Here is a 24,001-nt window from a genome sequence, read left to right as displayed (position 1 = left end):
GCGCTCGCTGCCCCCCGAGGGGGCGCAGTCGTCTTGGGGCGGCCCTGCGCCGACTGCGTCTGTCGTTTGACCACGACAGGGCCTACACTCGTGTCAGGTCGACGATGGTCGGCCGTTGAACACGGTCCATGACGCAAAACCAAGCCAGTTCCCAACGCGCGCAGACCCTGCGCAATCTGCACGAGCAGGCCCAGCAGGAGGGAAACCGGATCGCGGTACTGCTCAAGCGGGCGCAGGCGGAGCAGGCGCAGGCGCAGGCCAAGCTCGGGCAACTGCAGCAGTTCGCCGAGCAATACCGGCGCCAGCTCGCCGACATCGAGCGCAGCGGCGGCGCGTGGAGCGCGGTGCGCGACATGCGCAGCTTCCTGGAGCGCATCGGCGCGGCGCAGGCGGCCCAGCGCGGGGAAATCGACCGCGCGAGCGAACGCTGCGCCGAGCAGCTGCGCGCCTGGACCGCGATACGCCAGAAAGAGAAGGCCTTCGAGGTCCTGCTGGCGCAGGAGCAGGGGCTGCTGCTGACCCAGCAGCGCAAGCGCCAGCACGCCGATCTGCAGGAATGGGCGCTGAACCGCCGCGACGCCTTCGCCGACAGTTTCACGGACAGCCAGAACTCGCGCTTCGGCGATACCGGGACCCGGCGCCGCTGAGGCGCTCCGGGGGCGCTTCGGGGACGCTTCGGGGACGCTTCGGGGACGCTTCGGGGACGCTTCGGGGACGCCGGCGACGGAATTCCGTCGCGCGCCCGGCGCGCCGGGCCGGGAGTCACGAGCTGCAAGCTGGCGCGACTCTTGCATGCGGTGGGCTGCGCCCAGGGCACCCTTGCCGCCCGCGCTGTTCCCATGACCCAGATCGCATCGATTTCCTCCCTGCTCGGCAGCCCGGGCGCCAACCTGCAGGCCGCGTCTTCCGCGGCCTCCGACGGGGCGAATTTCGCCAGCGTGCTGTCGGTGGCGCAGACCGGCGCGCAGGCGCCCCAGCCGGCACCGGCCACGCCCTCGGCGAGTCCGTCCCCGCAGCCGCAGAGCCAGGCTCAGGCGCAGCCGGCGGCCGCGTCGCAGGGCGCGGCTTCGGCGGCGAACGGCGACTCGCGGGCCCAGGGCTCGGCGGGCTCGTCCGCGCAGTCCGGCGACGCCGGGGCCCAGGGCGGCTCGGCGGGCTCCGCCTCTGCCCACGACGGCTCCGCATCCTCCCAGACCGCGGATGCCTCGGCCCAGGGCGCCGCCGCGGCGCCCCAGGCAGCGGCCGGCAAGGCTTCCGACAAGGGCTCGGCGCAGGCTTCCGGCGGCTCCGCCGCCGCGGGCGACCCCAAGCGCGCGGCCGCCGATGCCGCTGCGGCGCAGGGCGGCGCGGCGGCGCAGGCAGCCGCCCAGGCGATCCTCGCGCAGTGGGCGGCGCTGGCCGGGCAGGGCGGTGCCGCGGGCGGCGGCGGCAAGGCCGAACTGGCGTCCGGCGGCAAGACCTTGCCGCCCGGCGGCCGCGCGGCGACGGCCGCCCAGGTGCTGCCGGAGGGCCAGGCGCTGGCCAAGGCCGCGCCCGACCTCGGCGCACAGGCACTGCAAGCCGATGCCCGGGCCGCCCAGGCGGCGGTGAAGGCCGACGCAACGGCCGCTCCGGCTAAATTCGCGCAGGTCGCCACCGAGGCCGTGGCCGCGGCGGCGCGTGCCGCCGCGCCCTCCGCGGCGGCCCTGCCCGGCCTGGGCCCGGCGGGCGGCGACGCCCAGGCGACTGCAGCCGCCGGCGGCAGTCCGCGCGGCGATGCGGCGCAGGTGCCGGCGGCCGCGCTGGCCGCGCTCAATGCCGCGGGGCAGTTCGGCACCGCGATGCAGGCCCCGGTCTCCGGAGTCGAGGCCGCCGCCACCTATAGCGCCGCGTTGCCCTCTCCGGTGGGCAGCGCCCCCTGGGGCCAGGAACTGGGCCAGCAGATGCTGATGGCCGTGGACGGCAAGCTGCAGACCGCGACCCTGCATCTGAACCCGCCCCAGCTCGGCCCGCTGGAAGTGCAGTTGCAGATGCAGGGCGGGCAGGTCAACGCCCAGTTCGCCTCGCCGCACCAGTCGGTCCGCCAGGCGGTGGAGAGCGCGTTGCCGCAATTGCACGACATGTTCGCCGGGGCCGGCATCAACCTGGGACAGGCCTCCGTCGGTACCGGCAGCCCGCGCGACGGCGGCAGCGGCGGCGCGCGCCCGCGCACGGCATCGCGCGCCGGCCGGGACGCGCTGGACGCGGTGGGCGCCGGGCTGGCGCCCCAGCCCTCGGCGGCATGGCTGCGCGGCCTGGTCAACACCTATGTGTGAGCGCGGCGCGCATTCAACTTGCCGGCCCGCGTGTCGTTTACAGTACTGAATCCCCACGGGGCCGGGCCGCGTCCGGACCGCCGCGCCGAGGGGCCGAAGCATCCGGGGCGGGCCGGTTGCTCGCGCTGAATCCCCCGAACGCGTAATTCACCGCCCGCGCGGCGCACCCATGGTCAAGGACGTCTTATCCCAGGACGAGGTCGATGCCCTGCTGCAGGGCATCACCGGCGAGGACACCGAACCCGAGCTCGAGGAGGTCGACGAGGGCGGGGTGCGCCCCTACGACCTGGCCAGCCAGGACCGCATCGTGCGTGGGCGCATGCCCACGCTGGAAGTGATCAACGAACGTTTTGCACGCCTGTGGCGCGTCGGCCTGTTCAACTTCCTGCGGCGCTCGAGCGAGATCTCGGTGTCCTCGGTGCGCCTGCTCAAGTACAGCGAATTCATCCGCACGCTGGTGGTCCCCAGCAACCTCAACCTCGTGCAACTCAAGCCCCTGCGCGGCACGGCGCTGTTCATCTTCGATCCGCGCCTGGTGTTCAGCGTGGTCGACAACTTCTTCGGCGGCGACGGGCGCTTCCATGCGCGCATCGAGGGGCGCGACTTCACCAACCTTGAGCAGCGCATCATCGGGCGCATGCTGGACATGGTGTTCAAGGAATACCGCAGCGCCTGGAGCCCCGTGCTGGGCCTGGACATCGAGGTGCTGCGCTCGGAGGTCAATCCGCAGTTCGTCAACATCGCCACGCCGACCGAGGTGGTCATCACCTCCACCTTCGACGTGGAGATCGAGGGCGGAGGCGGCTCGCTGCACATCTGCATTCCCTACAGCATGATCGAGCCGATCCGCGATCAGATGACCACCGGCATGACCACCGACCGCAACGAGGTGGATCAGCGCTGGATGCAGGCCCTGCAAAGCGAGATGCGCGAGGCCGAGGTCGAGTTGCGCGTCGAGTTGTTGCAGCGCAAGGTGCTGGTGCGCGAGCTCCTGAGCATGCGCGTGGGCGACGTGATTCCCGTCGAGATGCCCGAGACCGTGGTGGCTCGGGTCGACGGAATCCCGGTGCTGGTCGCAGAATACGGACAGCGTGACGAAAACATGGCCATCAAGGTTCGCCAGCGCCTGCTCGCGGAGGCCGGGCTGGGCCAGTCCCCGAAGGCCCACCTGCGCTGAGCGCCGGCCGAGCACCGCGCGCGCAGGCTCTGCAACCCATCCCTCATCCGCACGACGATCATGGCCGATTCCGACCCCACCGGCGCAGCGCCCGAGCTGAGCGACATCCCGGCATCGGACGCCGCGATGGCCGACGACTGGGAGGCCGCGCTGGCCGAACAGGAGCCGGCCGAGGCCGAGGCCCCGCCGGCGCCCGCGGCGCCGCAGGCGCAGCGGGCCAGCTTTGCGCAATTGCAGCCCGACGCCGCGCCGGGCGGGGCCGTGCCCGAGCAGCTGGATCTGGTGATGGACATCCCGGTCACGCTATCGGTGGAACTCGGGCGCACCAAGATCCAGATCCGCGAACTGCTGCAACTGGCGCAAGGCTCGGTGGTCGATCTCGACCGCCTGGCCGGCGAACCGATGGACGTGCTGGTCAACGGTTTCCTGATCGCGCGCGGCGAGGTGGTGCTGGTCAACGACAAGTTCGGCATCCGGCTCACCGACATCGTCAGCCCCACCGAACGCGCCCGCCGCCTGGGCTGAAGCCCCGCACGCTGGCGCACGGGCCCCCGCGGGCCGGGCGCGGGCGAGCGATCAGTGCGCGGAGGATGCGGCGGACAGGATCTGCTCGCGGGTTTTCGCGTAGACCCGCGGGTTGGGCTTGCCGACGGCGACCGCCCGCTCCACCGCGCTGCGAGCGCCCTGCAGGTCGCCTGCTGCCAGCAAGGCCTGGGCCAGATTGTTCAGCGGATCCCCGTCGTTCGGATGGGCGCTTGCCGCCTGCGCGAAGCGCGCCGCGGCCTGCGCATAGTCCTTGCGCGCGTAGGCCAGGTTGCCCAGGCCCATCATCGCCACCCAGGAATCGGGCCAGCGGGCCAGCGCGTCGCGGTAGGCCCGGCGCGCCGCCTCGGGCGCCACGCCTTCCATCGGCGCCACCGCCTGCAGATAGCGCAGCGGCTGCACCTGGGCGGGGAATTCGCCGGGGCGCAGCGCCACGAAGGCCCAGCGGCCGCCGCCGGCCCAGGTGGCGTCGAACTGGCCGACGGACAGGACCAGCGCGCGCGCGGTGCTCGACCGCAGCGTGACGCTGTCATGGCGCAGGTCATAGCCCACGACCACCGCGAAATGCCAGATGTTGCCGGGAATTCCCAGGCGCTGCAGCACCACCACCGGGCGCCCCTGCGCCACGTTCTCGAACAGTTCGCCCAGCTCGGGGCGGATCACGTAGGCCACGCGTCCGGCGCGGCGGGTCGCGCCGAGCATGTCGTATTGCAGCGTGCCGTCCAGCGCCGGGGTGAGGAGCTGCGGTTTCAGGCGATCGGCGTCGGTGTCGACGCCGGCGAAGCGCAGCACCTCCGCCAGCGAGGCGGGGCCGCAAGCGTTGGTGTCGTCCGGGTAGAAGGGCACCCCGCTCACCCGGGCCTGATCGGGCAGGCCGGCCGGGCGTTGCAGCAGCTGGCCGTCGCGGACCTGCGGCGGGCCGGAGGAAATCGGCAAGGCGCAGCCACCCAGCGCGGCGGCCAGCGCGAGCGCGGCGGCCGTGCGCAAGGCCGCCCCGGGGCTTCTCGCCCCCCTCGGGAGGCGGGTCGGGCGCAGCCCGGCCCTGGGGGCTGCCATCAAATGGCGATGACCACGAGAATGGCCACCAGCAGGATGATCACGGTCTCCTGGAAGCCCAGCGTGCCGGCGGCGGGCATCGACTGGATGCGCGTGGCCAGGCTGGCCACCTCGGAGTCGCTGAGCGCGGCCACGCGCTGCTGGGTCAGCCCCGCGCTCACGCCCATCTGCTCCATGCGGTGGCGCACGTCGGAGCGGGCGAGGAACTGCTCGACCATGGCGCGGTCGTGCGCGATGTCGGCCGCGCCGTGGCCGCTGGCCTGGCTGGCGATCTGCTGGGTGCCGATCAGGTCGGCCTTGGCCACCGGGGGCAGCGCGAGCATGCCGGCGCTGAGCAGCGCGGCCACGAGTTGGCTGGACAGGCGTCGGGTTTGCATCGTGGATCTCCTCGGATAGGGGCGGACCGGCAGGGGTGCGAGGCCGCCGCGGATGGGCTCCACCCGCTGGCGGGCACGGCCCGGCCGCGGGGGCTGTCGCGCCGGAAAGTTTACGACGAGTGCCGTGCCGCGGCGTGGTCTGCGCGACGGCCGACCGGCACGCGCGCCGCGCGCCACCACAGGCGGCGCAGCGTGCGGGCGTCGGCCGCGTCGCGGGCGTAGCGCGCGCGCTCCAGATCCATCAGCAAGGCACGCAGTTCCTGCAGACGCGGATCGCGTCCCAGCGCGCGCGCCAGCGCGGCCGGAGACTGCGCTGGCCCTGCGTCCCTGCCGGCCCGGCGCAGGCGCGCGCACAGCAGCGCGTAGGCGCGCTGCCAGGGGTCGCGGCGCGGCCGGCCGCGCCACAGCAGCCAGGTGCCGCCCAGCGCCAGCAGCAGCCCCAGGCTGAGCGCGGCATCTCCGCCCAGGCGCGCGGGGTCGGTGGAGTCCAGGCCGAGTTGGCGCAGCAGGCGGCGTTGGCGGGTCTGGCCGTAATCGAGCACCCAGTCGTTCCAGGTCTGGTCCAGCGCGTCGCCCAGGTTGCGCACCCAGCGCAGCGCGGTGGTGTCGCGGGGGCCGAGCAGGGCCAGCCCGAGCAGCGGCTCGGTGTTGTCCAGCGTGCGTCCGCTGCGCTCGACGCGCGCCGGATCGACCATCGCCGTGGGGTCGGCGCGCAGCCAGCCGCGGCCCGCTACCCAGTATTCGGCCCAGGCGTGGGCATCGCTCTGGCGCACCACCCACAGGCCGTCCACCGGGTTCTCCGAACCTCCCTGGTAACCGGTGACCACCCGGGCCGGAATGCCGGCGGCGCGCATCAGGACCACGAAGGCCTCGGCGTAGTGCTCGCAAAAGCCCACGCGGCGCTGGAACAGGAACTGGTCGATGGCGTCCGGGCCCGCGTAGCTGCCCGGGTGCAGGCTGTAGCGAAAGGGCTGCTCGCGGAACATGCGCAGCGCCGCCGAGGCCACCGCCGTCGCGCCGCCGACGGCCTCGCGGCGGGCCAGCTCGCGCCCCAGCGCCACGGTGCGTGGATCCTGGCCCGCGGGCAGGCGCGTGTAGGCGCGCAGGCGCGCGGGTGCCTCGGGCGCCACCCAGGCGCGGCGCAGCCAGGAAGTGACCGTGTAGCGCGTGACCTGGTTCAGCGCATGGTCGGCGCGCAGTTCCAGGTCCGGCAGCAGGCGCAGGCTGGTGCCGGGCTGGCCGTGCAGGGCCGGAGCGCTGGCCGGCGCCTCCAGCGCGAAGGCGAAATCGCGTTGCGTGGGCTGCAATGTCACGGTGTAGCGCACCGGCTCGCCCAGGTCGCGCAGCGCGGGCCCGGGCGTGGGCGCCGCGGCCGCTGGCAGCGCGCTCCAGCGCCGGCCGTCGAAGACGCCCAGCACCGGACCGCGCCAGTACAGCGTGCGTTGCGGCGGAGGCCTGCCCTGGAAGCGCACGTTGAAGGCCACGCTGTCGTCCAGGGCCAGGCGCGCGATCGCGCCCGGGTCCATCGACGAGGCCAGGCCGGTGCGTGCCCGCGCGTCGTCCGGCAGGCTCCACAGCGGCCCGCTCAGGCGCGGGAACAGCAGGAACAGCGCGGCCATCACCGGCAGGCCCAGGCCGATCAGGCGCAGGCCCAGCCCGAGGCGCCGCGCCAGCGGCGGGCGCCGCCCCGGCAGGTTCGCATCCAGCAGGGCGGTCAGCCAACCCAGGGTGCAGGCCAGCATCCAGGCGGCGGCCAGCGCGGACTGCAGGTACAGGAATTGCGCGAATACGCAGAACAGCCCGAGGTAGAACACCACGTAGGCGTCGCGCCTGCGGCGCACCTCCAGCAGCTTGAGCGCCAGCAGCATGCACACCAGGCTCACGCCCGGGTCGCGCCCGAGCAGGCTGTGAAAGCGCAGCAGCACCGCGCCCACGGCGGCCGCCAGCAACAAGGCCAGCAGCGTGCGCGAGGGCAGGGGGCGCGAGCGCCAGGCGAGCAGGGCCCGCCAGGCCAGCAGGGCCAGGCTGAAGGCGCCGGCCCATGCGGGCAGGCGCGGCAGCAGCGGGGCCAGGCTCATCACCGCCACGCCGAGGATCCACAGGGTGTCCTGCGCCTGCGGCGGCAGCGCGCGCAGGCGCGCGGCCGCCGCGCCGCGCCACGCGCGGGAGGGCTCAGTCATGGTCCGCCTCCTCCGGCAGGCCCCAGGCGGCGAGCAGGCGCAGGCATGCGCGCGCGTGCTCGTCGCCCGCGGCCGGCGGCAGGGCCCTGCCGGGCATGCGCAGGCCGTAGTCGAGCTCGCGCGCACGCGCGGCCAGCACCCAGGCGCTCAGGCGCCGCAGGCGCGCCTCGGAGTCCTGCGCGCCGGCCGCCGCGTCCCAGTCCAGCCACAGCCTCGTGCGCGCGGCCGAGGCGCCCGCGGCGCGCACGACCCGCTGTTCGCCGCGGGTCTTGCGCCACACCACGCGGCGCAGTTCGTCGCCGTCGCGCCAGGCGCGGAGTTCGTCGGGCTCGTCGCCCGCGCCGCTGCGCGTGGCCGCGCCGTCGCCGGCCTGCGCCTGCGTCGGCGGCAGCGGCGGGCAGGGCTGCTCGGGGGCCGGGTACACCCACAGGCGCCCGGGCGGGCGCCACACGCTCCAGGCGCGCCACAGGCCCAGCGGAAAGCGTGTCTCCAGGCGCAGCGCGGGCCAGCGCGTGCGCCCGCGCCGCGGCGGCGTCCACGCCAGCGCGAACTCCGCGGCCACGCCGGGCTGCAGGTCCACCACTTGCGCCGCGCCCGTGTCCAGCCTGGCCAGCAGGCCCCAGCGCGCGCCGCGTTCGGCATGCAGGCGCAGCGCCAGCGACGCCGGCCGCCCGGCGTAGAGTTCCGGTTCCTGCGCCGGCGCCACCGATACGCGCACGCCGCGCAGGTTGGCGTGGGTGACGTGCATCGACATCAGCGCGCTGCCCGCCAGCGCGAAGGTGAACAGATAGCCGAGGTTGAGCTGGTAGTTGATCGAGCCCAGCAGTAGCACCAGCACGGTCAGCGCGAACATCCAGCCCGCCGGCGTGGGCAGGATGTAGACGTTGCGCTGGCCCAGCAGGGTGCTGGGCCCCGGCGCATGGCGCGCCATGGCCCAGCGCGCGAAGCGCTCGCGCGGCGAGCGGCGCGCGATGGAAGAGCCGGGCGCGGCCATGGCGCCCGGCTAGAGGGACACGCGCTGCAGCATGTCCTGCAGCTGCGCGCGCACCTGCGCGCCGCCCCCTGCCTGCTCGCCCACCGCCACCAGCCTGTGGGCTGCCACGGCGTGCAGCACCTGCTGCACGTCCTGCGGCGCGCAATAGTCTCGCCCTTGCATCAGGGCATGCGCGCGCGCCGCGCGCAGCAGCGCCAGGCCGGCGCGCGGGCTCAGCCCGGCCGCCAGGCCGCGGGCCTCGCGGCTGGCGGCGAGCAGGCGTTGCACGTAATCGGCCAGCGCCGGGGCCGCGTGCACGCGCTGCGCCTGCAGTTGCAGGCGCAGCAGCGCGTCGCGATCCAGCCGCGCCGGCAGGCGGCGCAGCAGCTCGCGCCGGTCCTCGCCCAGCAGCAGCGCGCGCTCGGAGGCCGCGTCCGGGTAGCCCAGCGACAGGCACATGAGAAAGCGGTCGAGCTGGGATTCGGGCAACGGGTAGGTTCCGCGCTGGTCGTGCGGGTTCTGCGTGGCGATCACGAAGAACGGCTCCGGCAGCCCATGCGTGCGGCCGTCCACGCTGACCTGGCGCTCCTCCATCGCCTCCAGCAGCGCGCTCTGGGTCTTCGGCGGCGCGCGGTTGATCTCGTCGGCCAGCAGAACCTGCGTGAACACCGGCCCCGGGTGGAAGCGGAAGGCCCCCGTCTCGCGCTCGGGCATGCTCACGCCCAGCAGGTCGGCGGGCAGCAGGTCGGCGGTGAACTGCACCCGCGTGAAGCCCAGGCCGAAGCCATGCGCCAGCGCCTGGGCCATGGTGGTCTTGCCCACACCGGGCAGGTCCTCGATCAGCAGGTGCCCTCCGGCCACCAGGCAGCACACCGCCAGTTCCAGTTGCGCGTGCTTGCCCACGAGCACGCCGTCGAGTTGCGCCACCAGTTCGCCGAGTTCGTGATTCATCGCAAGCCGCAGCCCTCCGGGCGGGAGCACAATCCAGGATCGAGAATGGTAATCGTGCCCGTGCCTGCCCGCCGGCACCGACCCGCGCCAACCCAGGAGACGACATGCGCACCGGGTACTACACCCATCCCGACTGTGTCCGCCACGAGATGGGCGAGGACCATCCCGAGTGCCCCGCCCGGCTGGCGGCCATCGAGGACCGCCTGATCAGCGCCGGGCTGGACTGGGTGCTCGAGCGCCCGCAGGTGCCGCTGGCGCAGGAACCGCAGCTGGAGCGGGCGCACAGTGCGTTGTACCTGGCCGAACTGCGCGACCGCGGCGGCCTCGACGAGGGCTACGCCTGGATCGACCCGGACACGCGGATGAACCCCCACACGCTGCGTGCCGCGCTGCGCGCGGCCGGCGCCGCCGTGGCCGCGACCGACGCCGTGCTCGACGGCAGGCTGGACAATGCCTTCTGCGCGGTGCGCCCCCCCGGGCATCACGCGACCCACGACCGGGCCATGGGCTTTTGCTTCATCAACAACGTGGCCGTGGCCGCGCGCCACGCGCTGGACGTGCGGGGCCTGGAGCGCGTGGCGGTGGTCGATTTCGACGTGCACCACGGCAACGGCACCGAGGACATCCTGGCCGGCGACTCGCGGGCCTTGATGGTCAGCTTTTTCCAGCACCCCTTCTACCCCTACAGCGGCACCGAGCAGCCGGCCTCCAACATGGTCAACGTGCCCTTGCCCGCCTACGCGGCGGGGGCGCAGGTGCGCGAGGTGGTCGCGCACCACTGGCTGCCGCGCCTGCGCGAGTTCGCGCCGCAGATGATCTTCATCTCCGCCGGATTCGATGCGCACCGCGAGGACGACATGGGCCAGATGGGCCTGGTGGAGTCCGACTACGCGTGGATCACGCGCGCCATCCGCGAGCTCGCCGACGAGGTCTGCCAGGGGCGCATCGTGTCCTGCCTGGAAGGCGGCTACAACCTCAGCGCGCTGGGGCGCAGCGTGGTCGAGCACCTGCGCGTGCTGGCCGGCGTCGAGGGGTGATGACAACCGCCAGGTCCGGGCTGCGCCCGGCCCGCCCCCCTGGGGGGTCAAGGAATCTTGGGGCGGCCCCGGGGCATCGGGAGAGTTCTGGGCTACGCTTCATCATGGCGCCCGGCGTGGCCGGGCGCGGCCCGTTCCCGACTGGAGAGATCCGATGTCCGCCGTCCATGATCCCGCCGCGTCCGCCGCGGCCACCCCGATCCCGCTGCTGGTCGAGCGCGATGCGCGCGGCGTGGTCACGCTGACCCTGAACCGTCCGCAGGCCTTCAACGCCCTGTCGCGCGGCCTGCTGCAGGCCCTGCGCGAGGCCCTGGCCCCCTTGCGGGACGACGCGCAGGCGCGCGTGGTCGTGCTGCGCGGCGCCGGCAAGGCCTTCTGCGCCGGGCACGACCTGCGGGAAATGCGCCCCCAGGCGGGCAGCGACGGCATCCACGAGTTGTTCGACCTGTGCGGACGATTCATGCAGGACCTGGTGGCCTTGCCGCAGCCGGTCATCGCCTGCGTGCACGGCATGGCCACCGCCGCGGGTTGCCAGATGGTCGCCCAGGCCGATCTGGCGGTGGCCAGCCTGGATGCGCGCTTCGCCACCTCCGGGGTGAACCTGGGCCTGTTCTGCTCCACGCCCAGCGTGCCCCTCGGGCGCAACGTGCCCCGCAAGCGTGCGATGGAAATGCTGCTCACCGGCGAGTTCATCGACGCGGCCACCGCCGCCGACTGGGGCCTGATCAACCGCGCGGTACCCGCCGAGCAACTCGAGGCGGAGCTCGAGACCCTGGTGGCCTCGATCCTGGGCAAGCCGGCGCAGGCGGTCGCGCTGGGCAAGTCGCAGTTCTACCGGCAGATGGAAATGGGCCTGGCGGGCGCCTATCAGCTGGCCTCGCAGACCATGGTGTGCAATTTCCACGAACCGGACACCCTGGAAGGCGTGCAGGCCTTCCTGGAAAAACGCCCGCCGTCCTGGAAACAACCGCTGTGAGCCGGGCTTTGCCCATGCGCGAGGGCTCGCCCCTGCTGCAGGCCATCGCGCATCCCGGCTGGGGCGAACCGCTGCACAACCAGTGGCTGCTTCTCGGCGCCGCGCTGCTGCTGGGCCTGCTCGCCGGAGCCGTGGTGGAGCGGCGTTTCACCGCCTCCAACTGGAAGGGCGCGCTCGGCGCCGCGCTGCACCACGGCGTGGGCCTTCCGCTGGTGGCGCTGCTGGCGCTGCAGCTGACCCGCCACGCCTCGCGCGACCTGCAGCGCGCCGAGTTGCTCAAGGTCATGCTGCCGGTGCTGGCCGTGTGGCTGCTGGCACGCGTGGCCGCGCGCGCCGCGCAGCGGGTGCTGGCCGACCCGCACAGCGCGCGCTGGCTGACCTGGGGTGTGCGCATCTGCGCGGGGCTGGGCCTGCTGCTGTACCTCACGGGCGCGCTGCCGGAGATCATCGAGGCGCTGGACGCCGTGTCGGTGCACATCGGCCCCCAGCGCCTGACCGCCTGGACCCTGCTGCGCGGGGTGGTCTCGGTGGCCGTGACCCTGCTGCTGGCACTGTGGCTGTCCTCCCTCATCGAGGCCCGCCTGCTGGCCTCGCCGCTGGACATCAACCTGCGCCTGGTGGTCTCGCGCCTGGTGCGCGCCGCGGTGTTCACGGTGGCGCTGCTGACGGCCCTGCAGATGGTGGGCATCGACCTCACCGTGCTGGGCGTGTTCGGCGGCGCCCTGGGCGTCGGCCTGGGCCTGGGCCTGCAGCGCATCGCCGCCAACTACGTGTCGGGTTTCGTGATCCTGCTCGAACGCAGCGTGCGCGTGGGCGACAACGTGCGCCTGGACACCTTCCAGGGACGCATCCAGGACATCAAGACCCGCTACACCGTGGTGCGCAGCGCGGGCGGCACCGAGTCCATCGTGCCCAACGAGATGCTGATCTCCAGCCGCATCGAGAACCTGTCCTACACCGATCCCAACGTGTGGTTCTCCACCGTGGTATCGGTGTCCTACGCCAGCGACCTCGAGCAGGTGCTGGCGCTGCTGGCGCGCGCCGCCGGCACGGTGCAGCGCGTGGTCGCGCAGCCGGGGCCTTCGGCGGTACTCAGCAATTTCGGGGCCGACGGGCTGGAGATCACCGTGGGTTTCTGGATCGCCGATCCCGAAAACGGTACTCTCAACGTGCGGGGCGCCGTCAACCTCGCCCTGTGGCGCGCGCTGCGCGAGGCGGGCGTCGAGATCCCCTTCCCGCAGCGGGTGCTGCACTGGCCCGCGGGCGCCCCGCCGGCGGCTGCCGGCGCGCAACCCGCTTCGGGGGCTTGATTCGCCACCGGGCTTGCCGATACACTGCGTAAAAAAGAACGATCGTTCGTTTTTGGCTGCCAGCCGCTGCTCGCGGCGCCGCGCGGCCGTCATCTCCTGAGGAGTCTGAGGCATGAAGGTTCTGGTCGCCGTCAAGCGGGTCGTGGACTACAACGTGAAGGTCCGCGTGAAGTCCGACGGCAGTGGAGTGGACACCGCCGGGGTGAAGATGAGCATGAACCCCTTCGACGAGATCGCGGTGGAGGAGGCGGTGCGCCTGAAGGAAAAGGGCGCGGCCACCGAGATCGTGGCCTTCAGCGCCGGGGTGGCGGCCTGCCAGGAGACGCTGCGCACGGCGCTGGCCATCGGGGCCGACCGCGGCGTGCTGGTGAGCACCGAGGCCGAGCTGCAGCCGCTGGCGGTGGCCAAGCTGCTCAAGGCGCTGGTGGACAAGGAGCAGCCTGGGCTGGTGATCCTGGGCAAGCAGGCCATCGACGACGACAGCAACCAGACCGCGCAGATGCTGGCGGCGCTGCTGGGCTGGGGCCAGGCCACCTTCGCCTCCAGGGTGGAGCTCGACGGCGACAAGGCGCGCGTGACGCGCGAGGTGGACGGCGGGCTGGAGACGCTGGAGCTGGCGCTGCCGCTGGTGGTCAGCACCGACCTGCGCCTGAACGAGCCGCGCTACGTGACGCTGCCCAACATCATGAAGGCGAAGAAAAAGCCCCTGGACACCCTCAGCCCCGAGGATCTGGGAGTGGACGTGGCGCCGCGCCTGAAGACGCTCAAGGTGGCCGAGCCCCCGAAGCGCGGCGCCGGCGTGAAGGTGCCCGACGTGGCCACGCTGGTGGCCAAGCTCAAGAACGAAGCCAAGGTGATCTGAGATGAGTGCACTCGTCATTGCCGAACACGACAACCAGGCCGTCAAGGCGGCGACCCTCAACACGGTGGCCGCGGCCGCCGCCTGCGGCGGCGAGGTGCACGTGCTGGTGGCAGGCCACGGCTGCGCCGGCGCGGCGCAGGCGGCCGCGCGCATCGCCGGGGTGAGCAAGGTGCTGTGCGTCGACGCGCCTGCGCTTGCCGACGCGCTGGCGGAGAACCTGGCGGCGCAGATCGTGGCGCTGGCCCCCGCGTACAGCCACATCCTGGCTCCGGCCACGGCCTCGGGCAAGAACGTGATGCCGCGCGTGGCCGCGCTGCTGGACGTGATGCAGGTCTCCGACATCATCCACGTGCTGGCCCCCGACACCTTCGACCGCCCGATCTACGCCGGCAACGCCATCGCCACCGTGCAGAGCGCCGACAAGGTCAAGGTGATCACGGTGCGCACCACCGGCTTCGACCCGGTGGCCGCCGAAGGCGGCAGCGCCGCCGTGGAGAACGTGCAAGCGGCGGCCGACAGCGGCAAGAGCCGCCTGGTCGGGCGCGAGCAGACCAAGAGCGAGCGCCCGGAACTCGGCGGCGCGAAGATCGTGGTCTCGGGCGGGCGCGGGCTGGGCTCGAAGGAGAACTTCGAGGCCGTGATGACCCCGCTGGCCGACAAGCTGGGAGCGGCGCTGGGCGCCAGCCGCGCCGCGGTGGACGCGGGCTACGCGCCCAACGACTGGCAGGTGGGGCAGACGGGCAAGATCGTCGCGCCGCAGCTGTACGTGGCCGTGGGCATCTCCGGGGCCATCCAGCACCTGGCCGGCATGAAGGACTCCAAGGTGATCGTGGCCATCAACAAGGACGAGGAGGCGCCGATCTTCGGCGTGGCCGACTACGGACTGGTGGCCGACCTGTTCACCGCGGTGCCCGAGATGGTGGGCGCGCTCTGATCTCCGATTTCCCCGGGCCGGGGCGGTCCCCGGCCGGATCTTCCTGCTGGATGCCCCGATGAGTGACTACAACGCCCCGGTGAGGGACATGATGTTCGTGCTCGGCAAGCTCGCCGGGCTCGACGACGTGGCGGCCACGCCCGCCTACCGCGAAGCCGGCGCCGACGCCGAGACGGCGGCGGCGGTGCTCGAGGAATGCGCGCGTTTCACGCGCGAGGTCGTGGCTCCGCTGAATCGGTCCGGCGACACCCAGCCCTCGAACTGGAAGGACGGCGTGGTGAGCACCTCGCCCGGATTCCGCGAGGCCTACGCCAGCTTCATCCAGGGCGGCTGGCAGGGCCTGCAGCACCCGCAGGAGCACGGCGGCCAGGGCCTGCCCAAGCTGATCGGCGCGGCCTGCAACGAGATGCTCAACAGCGCCAATCTCAGTTTCGCGCTGTGCCCGCTGCTCACCGACGGCGCCATCGAGGCGCTGCTCACCGCCGGCTCGCCGGCGCAGCAGGCGCGCTACCTGCCGCGCCTGGTGTCGGGCGAGTGGACCGGAACGATGAACCTGACCGAGCCGCAGGCCGGCTCCGACCTCGCGCTGGTGCGCACCCGCGCGGTGCCGCAGGAGGACGGAAGCTACCGGCTGTTCGGGCAGAAGATCTTCATCACCTACGGCGAGCACGACATGGCGGACAACATCGTCCACCTGGTGCTGGCGCGGCTGCCGGACGCCCCCGCGGGGGTCAAGGGCATTTCGCTGTTCATCGCGCCGAAGGTGCTCGAGGACGGGCGACGCAACGACGTCTGGTGCGCGTCGCTGGAGCACAAGCTGGGCATCAAGGCCAGCCCGACCGCGGTGCTGCTGTACGGCGACGACAAGGGCGAGGTCGGCCCCGGCGCCATCGCCGAGATGGTGGGCGAGCCCGGGCGCGGCCTGGAGTTCATGTTCATCATGATGAACGCCGCGCGCTACGCGGTGGGCATGCAGGGTGTGGGCCTGGCCGAGCGCGCCTACCAGCAGGCGGCGGCCTACGCGCGCCTGCGCGTGCAGTCGCGCCCGCCGGGCGCGCGTGAGTCCACGACCATCGTGCACCACCCGGACGTGCGGCGCATGCTCATGACCATGCGCGCGCTCGCCGAGGGCTCGCGCGCGCTGGCCCTGGTGGCCGCCGGGCTTCACGACCTGGGCATCGGCGAGTCCGACGCCTCGCGCCGCGCCGCCCACACCGCCGCCTACGAGTTCCTGGTGCCGGTGGTCAAGGGCTTCAGCACAGAGATCAGCCTCGAGGTCACCTCGCTGGGCGTGCAGGTGCACGGGGGCATGGGTTTCATCGAGGAGACGGGCGCCGCGCAGCATTACCGCGACGCGCGCATCCTGCCCATCTACGAAGGCACCACGGCCATCCAGGCCAACGACCTGGTCGGACGCAAGACCCTGCGTGACGCCGGTGCGCTGGCCCGCGTCTTCGGCGAGCACGTGCGCGCCACCCGGCAGGAACTTGCGGCCCGCCCGCAGCCCGCCGCGCGCACGATGGGGGCCCGCCTGGACGATGCGCTGCGCGCCTACGACGAAGTGGTCGAGTTCCTGGTGGCCCACGGCGCCGAACAGCCCGCCAGCGCCTACGCCGGCAGCGTGCCCTACCTGATGCTGTGCGGCTATCTGTTCGCCGCCTGGCAGATGGCGCGCGCCTGGCTGGCCGCCGAGGCGCTGCCGGCCGAGGAGGGCGATTTCGCCCGCGCCAAGCAGACCACCGCGGAGTTCTTCTGCGTGCACCTGCTGCCGCGCTGCGCGGCGTTGCGCGACGCCGTCGTCGACGGCGCCGACAGCGTGATGGCGCTTCCCGCCGAGGCCTTCTGAGCATGTCCCTGCCCACCGTCCTGTCCCGCCTGCGCCTGCCGGTGATCGGCTCGCCGCTGTTCATCATCTCCAACCCGGAACTGGTGATCGCGCAATGCACCGCGGGCATCGTCGGCAGCTTCCCGGCGCTCAACGCCCGTCCGGCCTCCCAGCTCGACGAGTGGCTGGCGCAGGTCACCGAGGCGCTGGCCGCCTGGGACCGTGAGCACCCCGAGCAGCCGGCGGCGCCCTTCGCGGTGAACCAGATCGTGCACCGCAGCAACGAGCGTCTCGAGCACGACATGGAGCTGTGCGCGCGCTACCGCGTGCCGCTGGTCATCACCTCGCTGGGCGCGCGCCCGGAAGTGAACCAGGCGGTGCACTCCTGGGGCGGCATCGTGCTGCACGACGTGATCGACGACCGTTTCGCGCACAAGGCCGTCGAGAAGGGGGCCGACGGGCTCATCGCGGTGGCGGCCGGCGCGGGAGGGCATGCCGGCACGCTGTCGCCCTTCGCGCTGGTGCAGGAAATCCGCGCCTGGTTCGACGGACCCCTGGTGCTGTCGGGCGCCATCGCGCGCGGCGAATCCATTCTCGCCGCCCAGGCGATGGGCGCCGACCTGGCCTACATGGGCAGCGCCTTCATCGCCACCGAGGAAGCGCGCGCGATGAGCGCCTACAAGCAGATGGTGGTCGATTCCAGCGCGCGCGACATCGTCTATTCCAGCCTGTTCACCGGGGTGCTGGGCAACTACCTGCGCGGCTCCATCGTGGCGGCCGGGCTGGACCCCGAGCACCTGCCGGCGGGCGATCCCAGCCAGATGGACTTCGCCGCCGCCATCGGCGGCGCCAAGGCCTGGAAGGACATCTGGGGCTGCGGGCAAGGCATCGGCGCGGTGCGCGAGGTGCTGCCGGCGCGCGCCCTGGTGCAGCGCCTGCAGGCCGAGTACCAGGCGGCGCGCGCGCGCCTGTGCGGGGCCTGAGCCCAGGGGCCGGGCCGGCCGGGCGCCTGCCCGGGCCCCTGTTGCGCGGATACAGCATGACCCGTTGACCCCTAAGCCCGTCGGGGCGCGGGGGCGTGGCCCGTGCGCGGGCCTCGCCGGTCCTACAAGCTGCTCCTCCCCCTCGCAATCGAGGGCGCGCGGAGGAGCATGCCGCAGACCCTGGTCGCGGCGTGAACGAAGACCCTTGGTCTCGACCACGCGAAACGACCATGAAACCCATCCGATGGCTTGTCCACGGTGGCGCCGCCGCCTGCTGCGCCGGCTGCCTCTGCTGCGCCAGCGCCCAGGCGCAGGAAGACTCCACGCTCCAACTCTACGGCTCCATCGACGTCAGCGTCGCGCGCTTCAGCGGCGTGCGCCAGCATTCCCGCGACCCCGACGCGCCCCCCGTCGCCACCTCCCTGACCGGCATGGGGGCCGGCGGGGTGACCGGTTCGCGCCTGGGGCTGCGCGGCAGCAGCGCGCTGCTGCCCGGCCTGAGGCTGGATTTCAAGGCGGAAACGGGCTTTTGCGGCGTGGGGCTGAACCAGCTCGACTCCGGCGGCGATCCCTACTGTTCCGGCGGGGGTTTCATGCAGCGCGAGTCCTGGCTCGGCCTTTCCGGAAGCCTGGGCAGTTTGCGCATGGGTCGCCAGGTCACGCTGGTCAACCAGCATCTGGGCCAGGGCGATGCCTTCGACAATGCCTACCTGGGCCAGGTGGGCAACCTCTCGCTGGTCGGCAACAACCGCATCGGCGCGGACATGGGGCGCGCCAGCCAGGCGCTGAGCTGGATCTCCCCCGAGGCCGGCGGATTCGGCCTGCAGGCGCAGTACTCGCCCCACGCGCGCGGCGCGCGGGCCTGGAACGATCCCGACGATGCGCGCGATCCCGCCGCCCTGCTGGTCGGCGCGCAGTACCGCGTCGGCGCGTGGCGGCTGGGTGCCGACTGGGCCCGCTGGCAGCACGCCCGCGCGGTGTCGGGGCCCTCGCTCGGCGACACCTACCAGCTGTGGACGGCCCATGCCGGCCTGAGCCTCGGGGCGCTGGACCTGTTCCTGCACGGCGAGCAGGGAAGCGCCGACGGCGCCAACGGCGACCAGAGCGTGCTCAACCTGGGCCTGCGCCTGCCGCTGGGCCAGGGCAAGCTGATGGCCTCGGTCGGACGCTACGCCGATTCCATGGCTCCCAGGCCCACGCGGCTGCAGACCTCGCATGCCACCCAGTACGCACTGGGCTACAGCCATGCGCTGTCGCCGCGCACCCAGCTGTACCTGTCGGCGGCGCACATCGTGAACGAGGGCGCGACACCGGCGCGCCTGGGCACCGACCTGGCGGTGGGGGCCGCCGGCGACGTCGTGCACGGCATCATCGGGCACAATTCCAACGGCGTCGCGCTGGGCCTTTCGCACAGTTTCTGAATCCCTGCCCCGTGGCGCATGGCCCACAATCCCCACGGGCCATGCGCCCATGCGCCGAGGGGTCGTTGCTTGCTCACGAGGCCGGCATGAGGTAGTGCACTAGCATTGCGCTCGAAACCAGCAACAGGACCTTCATGCACCAGGAATTCGATCCCGACTACGCCGCGCTGTTCGACAACAACCGGCGCTGGGTACGCCGTGTCAACGAGACCCGCCCGGATTTTTTTCCGACCCTGGCGCGCCAGCAGGCGCCGAAGTATTTCTGGATCGGCTGCGCGGATTCCCGGGTTCCCGCCAACGAGGTCATCGACCTCGCGCCGGGCGAGGTGTTCGTGCATCGCAACGTGGCCAACGTGATGCCGCACTCGGACATGAACTCCCTGTCCACGCTGCAGTTCGCGGTCGACGTGCTGAGGGTCCAGCACATCCTGGTCGTCGGGCACTACGGCTGCGGCGGCGTGAAGGCGGCGCTGGACGGCGCGCGGGTGGGGCTGGTGGACAACTGGCTGGGCCACGTCGGCGACGTCATCGAGCGCCACGCGGCGCGCCTGGCCGCGCTGCCCGCGGAGCAGCGCTGGGACCGCCTGTGCGAACTCAATGCCCTCGAGCAGGCGCACAACGTGTGCCGCACCACCGTGCTGCAGGACGCCTGGGCCAGGGGTCAGCACGTGGAAGTGCACGCCTGCTGCTACGGCCTGAAGGACGGCCTGCTGCGCGACCTGGGCCTGGCCGTGCGCGGGGGACAGGCGCTGGCCGAGCGTTTCGTCTCGGCCTTGGCATTCGTCGACCACGGGGCCCGAGGAGCCATCCGATGAATTCATCCGCATCCGTCTACCCCGGCCTCGACGCCGACCGCCACGGCCTGACCCAGCTCGGGCGCATCGTGCTGGACGCGCGGGTGTTCGGCTTGATTGCCGACACCGAGGACTGCGCCGGCTGGACCCTGGGCCGCATGCAGGAACTCGCACAGCGCGTCGACCAGGCCTGGGACCGCCATGGCGGCCTGCCGAGCCGCCTGCCCGCCGATCTGCTGGCGCGCCACCGCGCCATCTACGAGCGGGCCGTCGAGCAGGCGCGCGAGCGCGGCTGGGACCCGGAACTCGGCGACGACGAGTAGGCGCGCGCTCAGGCGCCGCGCCGCGGCTGCCCGCCTCGCGTGGGCAGGTGCAGCAGCGTGGCGGGCTGCTCGTTGCGCCGCCGCAGCGCCAGGGTGCGCAAGGCCTCGTGGAACTCGCGTGGCAGGCGCAGCATGGCGTCGCGCGCGGGCTCGCCGTAGCCCACGGCCTCGAACTCCACCGGCTGGTCCAGGCCGCTGCGGTGGTCGGGGCGCAGGCGCTCCCAGGCCAGCAGGGCGAGCGCGCGCTGCTGGCTGTCCACGAACACGAATTCCTCGCGGTCGACGATGGCCAGCACCTGCAGGCTGCGGATGGGGACGAAGGCCACGCCGTTGGCGCTGCGCATCTGCAGCGTGCGCGCCAGGTTGTAGGTGGCCGCGGCCAGGCTGCGGGGCTCGCGCCAGAGCTCGGGACCCCGATGGACCGTGATCTGCATGTTCGCGCCTCGAGTCGGCAATAGGGCGCCCCGCGAGTTCGCGCGGCATGACCGGCCTCCCGCGGGGAGGGAACCCGGGCGTGAGCCCATTGTGCACCGCCCCGGCGTCCACGCGCCAGCCAGAACCCGTGCGCCGGCAGGGTTATAGGCCGCGGGCCGGCCCGCCCGCGTCAGGATGGTTCGCGTTGCAGCAGGTCGTGCAGGGTGAGGGCCTGCAGCGGCTCCAGGGCCTGCGCCAGGCGCGCCGAGCCGCTGGCGGCCGCGCGGTGATCCAGCACCAGCTGGTCCAGCAGGGTCTGGGCCGGCGCCTGGCGCGGATCGACGAGCAGGGCCCAGCGCACCCAGCGGTGGCGGGGGACGGGCGCCACGCGGCCCACCCAGCCCAGGCGCTCCAGCAGATCCAGCAGCGGACGCAGGTGCAGCGGGTCGCAGCGCAGGCTGGAGCCCAGCGCGAGGATGTCGCGCCCGGCGTCGCCCGCGCCGCGCGCCTGTTCGAGCAGGCGCAGCAGGCGCAGCGCCAGCAGGAACTCGGCTCCGGCCCCGCGCGCGTGCGGCTGCGCGTGCAGGCGCAGCAGCGGCAGATGGGCGGCGACCATCGCGCCGAGCAGCACGACCATCCAGCTGGTGTAGATCCACAGCAGGAACATGGGCAGCGCCGCGAAGGTGCCGTACACCGCGGTGAAATTCGCCGCGCTGCCCACGTACCAGGTGAACACGCGTCCGGCCAGTCCGAAGCCCACGGCGGCCAGCGCGGCCCCGCCCAGCGCGTCCGGCCAGCGCACGTCGGCGTTGGGGGAGAAGCGGTACAGCGCGCCCAGCGCCAGCGCCACGAACAGCCACGACAGCGCGGTCAGGAAGGCGCCGGCCGCGCCCGGCATGTGGTGCAGCAGCCCGTGGCGCGAGGCCAGCGCCGCCCAGGACACGGCCAGCGTGGAGCCCATGGCCAGCGGCCCCAGGGTCAGCGCCGCCCAGTACAGCAGCACGCGCTGGCCCAGCGGGCGCGGGCGCGCGGTGAACCAGATGCCGTTGAGGGCGCGGTCCACCGTGAGCATCAGCGAGGTGGCGCTCAGCGCCAGCCCGGCCACCCCCGCGATGCCGAGTCCGGCGGCGCGTGCGGCGAAGGCGTTCAGGTAGCCCAGCACGGTGGCGGCGATGCGCGGCGGCAGCATGGTGCTGGCCAGGCGCTGCTGCAGGTGCTGCTGCATCTGGTGAAAGGCGGGAAAGGCCGTGAACAGCGACAGGCCCACCGCCAGCAGGGGCACCAGCGAGATCAGCGTGGTGAAGGTCAGGCTGGCGGCCGTCTGCGCCAGCCGGCACTGCTCGAAGCGCTCGCGCAGCGCGTTCAGCACCCGCAGCAGGCGCAGCATTTCAGGTCGGGCGGTCCACTCGCGCATAGGATGGGGTCATGCAAGAGATTCTGATCCTCTACTACAGCGTACACGGCGGCACGCGCGAACTGGCCGAAGCCATCGCGCGCGGCGTGGCCGAAGTGCCGGGCATGCTGCCCCGCGTACGCACCGTGCCGCGCGTGAGCTCGCGGGTCGAGACCCCGGATGCGCCGGTTCCGAACGAGGGGCCGCCCTACGTGGAGCTGGCCGACCTGCAGGAATGCGCCGGGCTGGCGCTGGGCTCGCCCACGCGTTTCGGCAACATGGCGGCCCCGATGAAATATTTCTGGGACCAGACGGCGGCGCTGTGGCTGTCGGGAGCGCTGGCCGGCAAACCGGCCGCCGTGTTCACCTCCACCGGCAGCCTGCACGGCGGCCAGGAGACCACCCTGCTGTCGATGATGCTGCCGTTGCTGCACCACGGCATGCTGCTGGTCGGGCTGCCCTACACCGAGGCCAGGCTGGGCGCCACGCGCAGCGGCGGCAGCCCCTATGGCGCCAGCCACCACGCCGGTGCCGACGCCTCGCTGGCGGCCACCGAGGACGAATTGCAGCTGGCGCAGGCGCTGGGGCGGCGCCTGGCCGCCACGGCGCGCCGCCTGGGAGCGCCGGCATGATCCCGCCGCGCGGCACCGAACGCTTCCTCGACGCGCTGCAGGCGCTGCTGGGGCCCGGCCACGTGCAGCAGCGCGCCGAGGACATCGCCGCCTGGACCCGCGACTGGCGCGGGCGTTACCAGGGCCGCGCGCTGGCGCTGGCCTCGCCGGGCGATACCGCGCAGGTGGCCGAGATCGTGCAACTGTGCGCCGCGCATGGCGTGGCCGTGGTGCCGCAGGGGGGCAATACGGGGCTGGTGGGCGGGGCCACTCCCGACGCCAGCGGGCAGCAGCTGCTGCTGTCGCTGCGGCGCCTGAACCGCATCCGCGAGATCTCGCCGGCCGACGGCGTGATCGTCGCCGAGGCCGGCTGCATCCTGCACAGCGTGCAGGAGGCGGCCGACGGGCAGGGCATGCTGTTTCCGCTCAGCCTGGCCGCCGAGGGCAGCGCCACCATCGGCGGCGTGCTGTCCACGAATGCCGGCGGCACCGCGGTGCTGCGCTACGGCAACGCGCGTTCCCTGTGCCTGGGCCTGGAAGTGGTGACGGCGCGCGGCGAGGTCTGGAACGGCCTGTCCAGCCTGCGCAAGGACAACACCGGCTACGACCTGCGCGACCTGTTCATCGGCGCGGAGGGCACGCTGGGGCTGATCACCGCGGCCAGCCTGCAGTTGTTCGCGCGCCCGCGCGCGCAGCGCACGGCGCTGGCGCAGCTCGCGCACGCGGGCGACGCGGTGGCCTTGTTCGAGCTGGCGCGCGGCGCGCTGGACGCCGGGCTCACGGGCTTCGAGCTGATGAGCGCGCACAGCCTGCGCCTGGTGGCCCAGCATTTCCCGCAGCTGGCGCGCCCCTTCGAGCTGGAGGCGGCGTGGTGCGTGCTGCTCGAGTTGTCCGACAGCGAGAGCGAGGAGCACGCGCAGCAACGTCTGGAGCACCTGCTGGGCGACGCGCTGGAGCGCGGGCTGGTGCGCGACGCCGCCGTGGCCCAGTCGCTGGCGCAGGCCGACGCGATGTGGGCGCTGCGCGAGCACATCCCGCTGGCCCAGGCGCAGGAGGGGCTGAACATCAAGCACGACATCTCGGTGCCCATCTCGCGCATGGCGGCCTTCGTCGAGGGCACCGCCGAGCTGGTGCTGCAGGCGCTGCCGGGGGCGCGCCTGATCGTGTTCGGGCACCTGGGGGACGGCAACCTGCACTACAACGTGCAGGCGCCCGCGGGCGCGGACGGCCCCGGTTTTCTGGCGCGGCACCAGGATCTGTGCAATCGCATCGTGCACGACGCCGCCGCGGCCTGTGGCGGCAGCTTTTCCGCCGAGCACGGCGTGGGCCAGCTCAAGACCCCCGAACTGGCGCGCTACAAGAGTCCGGTGGCGCTGGAGCTGATGCGCGCCGTGAAGGCCGCGCTGGATCCGCAGGGCCTGTTCAACCCCGGCAAGGTGCTGCCCGGGGGCGCGACGCGGGAGCCGGGGGCATGAGCGCCGTGCACGGCCGCTCCGAAGCGGCGCTCCACTCCCTCGGGGAGTCGAGCGTAGCGAGGAGGGCAGTCCAGTGAGCGCCGTGCACGGCC

At 72.9% G+C, this 24,001-nt stretch carries 23 protein-coding genes; 16 read left to right on the top strand and 7 right to left on the bottom strand.

The annotated features are described in order from the left end of the window. The first annotated feature begins 128 nt into the window (after positions 1 to 128). The 4 genes from D466_RS21630 to fliN all read left to right on the top strand — a co-directional run bounded on the left by D466_RS21630 (position 129) and on the right by fliN (position 3,996). Positions 129 to 647 carry a flagellar export protein FliJ gene (locus D466_RS21630; RefSeq protein WP_018914027.1) on the top strand — a complete coding sequence of 173 codons (519 nt, stop codon included), beginning with the start codon at positions 129 to 131 and terminating at the stop codon, positions 645 to 647. Between the two features lie 192 nt (positions 648 to 839). Then, the gene (locus D466_RS21625; RefSeq protein ID WP_018914026.1) at positions 840 to 2,294 is read left to right on the top strand and encodes a flagellar hook-length control protein FliK; all 1,455 of its coding nucleotides are present in this window, start codon (positions 840 to 842) and stop codon (positions 2,292 to 2,294) included. Positions 2,295 to 2,463: 169 nt separating this feature from the next. Then, the gene (fliM, locus tag D466_RS0112335) at positions 2,464 to 3,471 is read left to right on the top strand and encodes a flagellar motor switch protein FliM (RefSeq protein ID WP_018914025.1); all 1,008 of its coding nucleotides are present in this window, start codon (positions 2,464 to 2,466) and stop codon (positions 3,469 to 3,471) included. A 60-nt stretch (positions 3,472 to 3,531) separates the two neighbouring features. Then, complete coding sequence (fliN, locus tag D466_RS0112330) at positions 3,532 to 3,996, top strand: flagellar motor switch protein FliN (RefSeq protein WP_018914024.1); 465 nt, start codon at positions 3,532 to 3,534, stop codon at positions 3,994 to 3,996. 51 nt (positions 3,997 to 4,047) lie between these two features. Here fliN and D466_RS0112325 read toward each other — a convergent pair whose 3' ends face one another. The 5 genes from D466_RS0112325 to D466_RS0112305 all read right to left on the bottom strand — a co-directional run bounded on the left by D466_RS0112325 (position 4,048) and on the right by D466_RS0112305 (position 9,551). Further along, positions 4,048 to 5,001 carry a PA2778 family cysteine peptidase gene (locus D466_RS0112325; protein ID WP_018914023.1) on the bottom strand — a complete coding sequence of 318 codons (954 nt, stop codon included), beginning with the start codon at positions 4,999 to 5,001 and terminating at the stop codon, positions 4,048 to 4,050. A gap of 68 nt (positions 5,002 to 5,069) precedes the next feature. Further along, entirely contained in the window at positions 5,070 to 5,447 is a 378-nt protein-coding gene (locus D466_RS0112320; protein WP_018914022.1) for a PA2779 family protein, read from the bottom strand. A gap of 110 nt (positions 5,448 to 5,557) precedes the next feature. Further along, entirely contained in the window at positions 5,558 to 7,627 is a 2,070-nt protein-coding gene (locus D466_RS21620; protein WP_018914021.1) for a transglutaminaseTgpA domain-containing protein, read from the bottom strand. Further along, positions 7,620 to 8,621: a DUF58 domain-containing protein gene (locus D466_RS21615; protein WP_018914020.1), complete on the bottom strand. Its 1,002-nt coding sequence runs from the start codon at positions 8,619 to 8,621 to the stop codon at positions 7,620 to 7,622. Before D466_RS21615 ends, D466_RS21620 begins: the two co-directional genes overlap by 8 nt. Before the next feature lie 9 nt (positions 8,622 to 8,630). Continuing rightward, the gene (locus tag D466_RS0112305) at positions 8,631 to 9,551 is read right to left on the bottom strand and encodes a MoxR family ATPase (protein ID WP_018914019.1); all 921 of its coding nucleotides are present in this window, start codon (positions 9,549 to 9,551) and stop codon (positions 8,631 to 8,633) included. A 104-nt stretch (positions 9,552 to 9,655) separates the two neighbouring features. Here D466_RS0112305 and D466_RS0112300 point away from each other — a divergent pair, with 104 nt between their 5' ends. From D466_RS0112300 to D466_RS0112255, 10 genes are all read left to right on the top strand, one after another. Next, positions 9,656 to 10,588: a histone deacetylase family protein gene (locus D466_RS0112300; RefSeq protein ID WP_018914018.1), complete on the top strand. Its 933-nt coding sequence runs from the start codon at positions 9,656 to 9,658 to the stop codon at positions 10,586 to 10,588. Positions 10,589 to 10,742: 154 nt separating this feature from the next. Then, positions 10,743 to 11,564 (top strand): enoyl-CoA hydratase, encoded by an 822-nt coding sequence (locus tag D466_RS0112295; protein WP_018914017.1) that lies wholly within the window; start codon positions 10,743 to 10,745, stop codon positions 11,562 to 11,564. Next, positions 11,561 to 12,874 (top strand): mechanosensitive ion channel family protein, encoded by a 1,314-nt coding sequence (locus D466_RS0112290; protein ID WP_231385714.1) that lies wholly within the window; start codon positions 11,561 to 11,563, stop codon positions 12,872 to 12,874. Before D466_RS0112295 ends, D466_RS0112290 begins: the two co-directional genes overlap by 4 nt. A gap of 112 nt (positions 12,875 to 12,986) precedes the next feature. Further along, positions 12,987 to 13,736, top strand: a complete 750-nt coding sequence (locus tag D466_RS0112285) for an electron transfer flavoprotein subunit beta/FixA family protein (RefSeq protein ID WP_018914015.1) — start codon at positions 12,987 to 12,989, stop codon at positions 13,734 to 13,736. Between the two features lies 1 nt (position 13,737). Next, positions 13,738 to 14,670, top strand: a complete 933-nt coding sequence (locus D466_RS0112280; RefSeq protein WP_018914014.1) for an electron transfer flavoprotein subunit alpha/FixB family protein — start codon at positions 13,738 to 13,740, stop codon at positions 14,668 to 14,670. 58 nt (positions 14,671 to 14,728) lie between these two features. Beyond that, the gene (locus D466_RS0112275; RefSeq protein WP_038166158.1) at positions 14,729 to 16,516 is read left to right on the top strand and encodes an acyl-CoA dehydrogenase; all 1,788 of its coding nucleotides are present in this window, start codon (positions 14,729 to 14,731) and stop codon (positions 16,514 to 16,516) included. A 2-nt stretch (positions 16,517 to 16,518) separates the two neighbouring features. Further along, the gene (locus tag D466_RS0112270) at positions 16,519 to 17,478 is read left to right on the top strand and encodes a nitronate monooxygenase family protein (protein WP_018914012.1); all 960 of its coding nucleotides are present in this window, start codon (positions 16,519 to 16,521) and stop codon (positions 17,476 to 17,478) included. A gap of 230 nt (positions 17,479 to 17,708) precedes the next feature. Beyond that, positions 17,709 to 18,899 (top strand): porin, encoded by a 1,191-nt coding sequence (locus tag D466_RS0112265; RefSeq protein WP_018914011.1) that lies wholly within the window; start codon positions 17,709 to 17,711, stop codon positions 18,897 to 18,899. Positions 18,900 to 19,033: 134 nt separating this feature from the next. Beyond that, on the top strand, positions 19,034 to 19,714 hold the full coding sequence (can, locus tag D466_RS0112260; protein ID WP_018914010.1) for a carbonate dehydratase: 681 nt from the start codon (positions 19,034 to 19,036) through the stop codon (positions 19,712 to 19,714). Next, positions 19,711 to 20,016, top strand: coding sequence for a hypothetical protein (locus D466_RS0112255; RefSeq protein WP_018914009.1), 306 nt, complete (start codon positions 19,711 to 19,713; stop codon positions 20,014 to 20,016). The genes can and D466_RS0112255 overlap by 4 nt, the downstream gene beginning before the upstream one ends. Positions 20,017 to 20,024: 8 nt before the next feature. On the opposite strand, the gene D466_RS0112250 is transcribed toward D466_RS0112255, so the two are convergent. Beyond that, positions 20,025 to 20,450, bottom strand: a complete 426-nt coding sequence (locus tag D466_RS0112250; RefSeq protein ID WP_018914008.1) for a hypothetical protein — start codon at positions 20,448 to 20,450, stop codon at positions 20,025 to 20,027. Between the two features lie 170 nt (positions 20,451 to 20,620). Further along, positions 20,621 to 21,817: a YihY family inner membrane protein gene (locus D466_RS0112245; RefSeq protein ID WP_018914007.1), complete on the bottom strand. Its 1,197-nt coding sequence runs from the start codon at positions 21,815 to 21,817 to the stop codon at positions 20,621 to 20,623. A gap of 38 nt (positions 21,818 to 21,855) precedes the next feature. On the opposite strand from D466_RS0112245, the gene wrbA reads away from it, so the two are divergent. Together wrbA and D466_RS0112235 are read left to right on the top strand one after the other, a co-directional pair. After that, a complete protein-coding gene (wrbA, locus tag D466_RS0112240) occupies positions 21,856 to 22,455 on the top strand; it encodes an NAD(P)H:quinone oxidoreductase (RefSeq protein WP_018914006.1) in 600 nt (199 codons plus the stop codon). Next, positions 22,452 to 23,909 carry an FAD-binding oxidoreductase gene (locus D466_RS0112235; protein ID WP_018914005.1) on the top strand — a complete coding sequence of 486 codons (1,458 nt, stop codon included), beginning with the start codon at positions 22,452 to 22,454 and terminating at the stop codon, positions 23,907 to 23,909. The genes wrbA and D466_RS0112235 overlap by 4 nt, the downstream gene beginning before the upstream one ends. The last annotated feature ends 92 nt before the right edge of the window (positions 23,910 to 24,001 follow it).

The organism is Thiomonas sp. FB-6, assembly GCF_000377645.1.
Taxonomy (GTDB): Bacteria; Pseudomonadota; Gammaproteobacteria; order Burkholderiales; family Burkholderiaceae_C; genus Thiomonas_A.
The sequence above is the reverse complement of the archived record's forward strand: the minus strand, read 5'-3'. Positions and strand labels throughout refer to the sequence as shown.

What these genes read in the sequence shown, in the direction of transcription:
- D466_RS21630 (WP_018914027.1), top strand. Translation starts at nt 129, where the DNA reads ATGACGCAAAACCAAGCCAGTTCCCAACGCGCGCAGACCCTGCGCAAT.
- D466_RS21625 (WP_018914026.1), top strand. Translation starts at nt 840, where the DNA reads ATGACCCAGATCGCATCGATTTCCTCCCTGCTCGGCAGCCCGGGCGCC.
- fliM (WP_018914025.1), top strand. Translation starts at nt 2,464, where the DNA reads ATGGTCAAGGACGTCTTATCCCAGGACGAGGTCGATGCCCTGCTGCAG.
- fliN (WP_018914024.1), top strand. Translation starts at nt 3,532, where the DNA reads ATGGCCGATTCCGACCCCACCGGCGCAGCGCCCGAGCTGAGCGACATC.
- D466_RS0112320 (WP_018914022.1), bottom strand. Translation starts at nt 5,447, where the DNA reads ATGCAAACCCGACGCCTGTCCAGCCAACTCGTGGCCGCGCTGCTCAGC.
- D466_RS21620 (WP_018914021.1), bottom strand. Translation starts at nt 7,627, where the DNA reads ATGACTGAGCCCTCCCGCGCGTGGCGCGGCGCGGCGGCCGCGCGCCTG.
- D466_RS21615 (WP_018914020.1), bottom strand. Translation starts at nt 8,621, where the DNA reads ATGGCCGCGCCCGGCTCTTCCATCGCGCGCCGCTCGCCGCGCGAGCGC.
- D466_RS0112305 (WP_018914019.1), bottom strand. Translation starts at nt 9,551, where the DNA reads ATGAATCACGAACTCGGCGAACTGGTGGCGCAACTCGACGGCGTGCTC.
- D466_RS0112300 (WP_018914018.1), top strand. Translation starts at nt 9,656, where the DNA reads ATGCGCACCGGGTACTACACCCATCCCGACTGTGTCCGCCACGAGATG.
- D466_RS0112295 (WP_018914017.1), top strand. Translation starts at nt 10,743, where the DNA reads ATGTCCGCCGTCCATGATCCCGCCGCGTCCGCCGCGGCCACCCCGATC.
- D466_RS0112285 (WP_018914015.1), top strand. Translation starts at nt 12,987, where the DNA reads ATGAAGGTTCTGGTCGCCGTCAAGCGGGTCGTGGACTACAACGTGAAG.
- D466_RS0112280 (WP_018914014.1), top strand. Translation starts at nt 13,738, where the DNA reads ATGAGTGCACTCGTCATTGCCGAACACGACAACCAGGCCGTCAAGGCG.
- D466_RS0112275 (WP_038166158.1), top strand. Translation starts at nt 14,729, where the DNA reads ATGAGTGACTACAACGCCCCGGTGAGGGACATGATGTTCGTGCTCGGC.
- D466_RS0112270 (WP_018914012.1), top strand. Translation starts at nt 16,519, where the DNA reads ATGTCCCTGCCCACCGTCCTGTCCCGCCTGCGCCTGCCGGTGATCGGC.
- D466_RS0112265 (WP_018914011.1), top strand. Translation starts at nt 17,709, where the DNA reads ATGAAACCCATCCGATGGCTTGTCCACGGTGGCGCCGCCGCCTGCTGC.
- can (WP_018914010.1), top strand. Translation starts at nt 19,034, where the DNA reads ATGCACCAGGAATTCGATCCCGACTACGCCGCGCTGTTCGACAACAAC.
- D466_RS0112255 (WP_018914009.1), top strand. Translation starts at nt 19,711, where the DNA reads ATGAATTCATCCGCATCCGTCTACCCCGGCCTCGACGCCGACCGCCAC.
- D466_RS0112250 (WP_018914008.1), bottom strand. Translation starts at nt 20,450, where the DNA reads ATGCAGATCACGGTCCATCGGGGTCCCGAGCTCTGGCGCGAGCCCCGC.
- D466_RS0112245 (WP_018914007.1), bottom strand. Translation starts at nt 21,817, where the DNA reads ATGCTGCGCCTGCTGCGGGTGCTGAACGCGCTGCGCGAGCGCTTCGAG.
- wrbA (WP_018914006.1), top strand. Translation starts at nt 21,856, where the DNA reads ATGCAAGAGATTCTGATCCTCTACTACAGCGTACACGGCGGCACGCGC.
- D466_RS0112235 (WP_018914005.1), top strand. Translation starts at nt 22,452, where the DNA reads ATGATCCCGCCGCGCGGCACCGAACGCTTCCTCGACGCGCTGCAGGCG.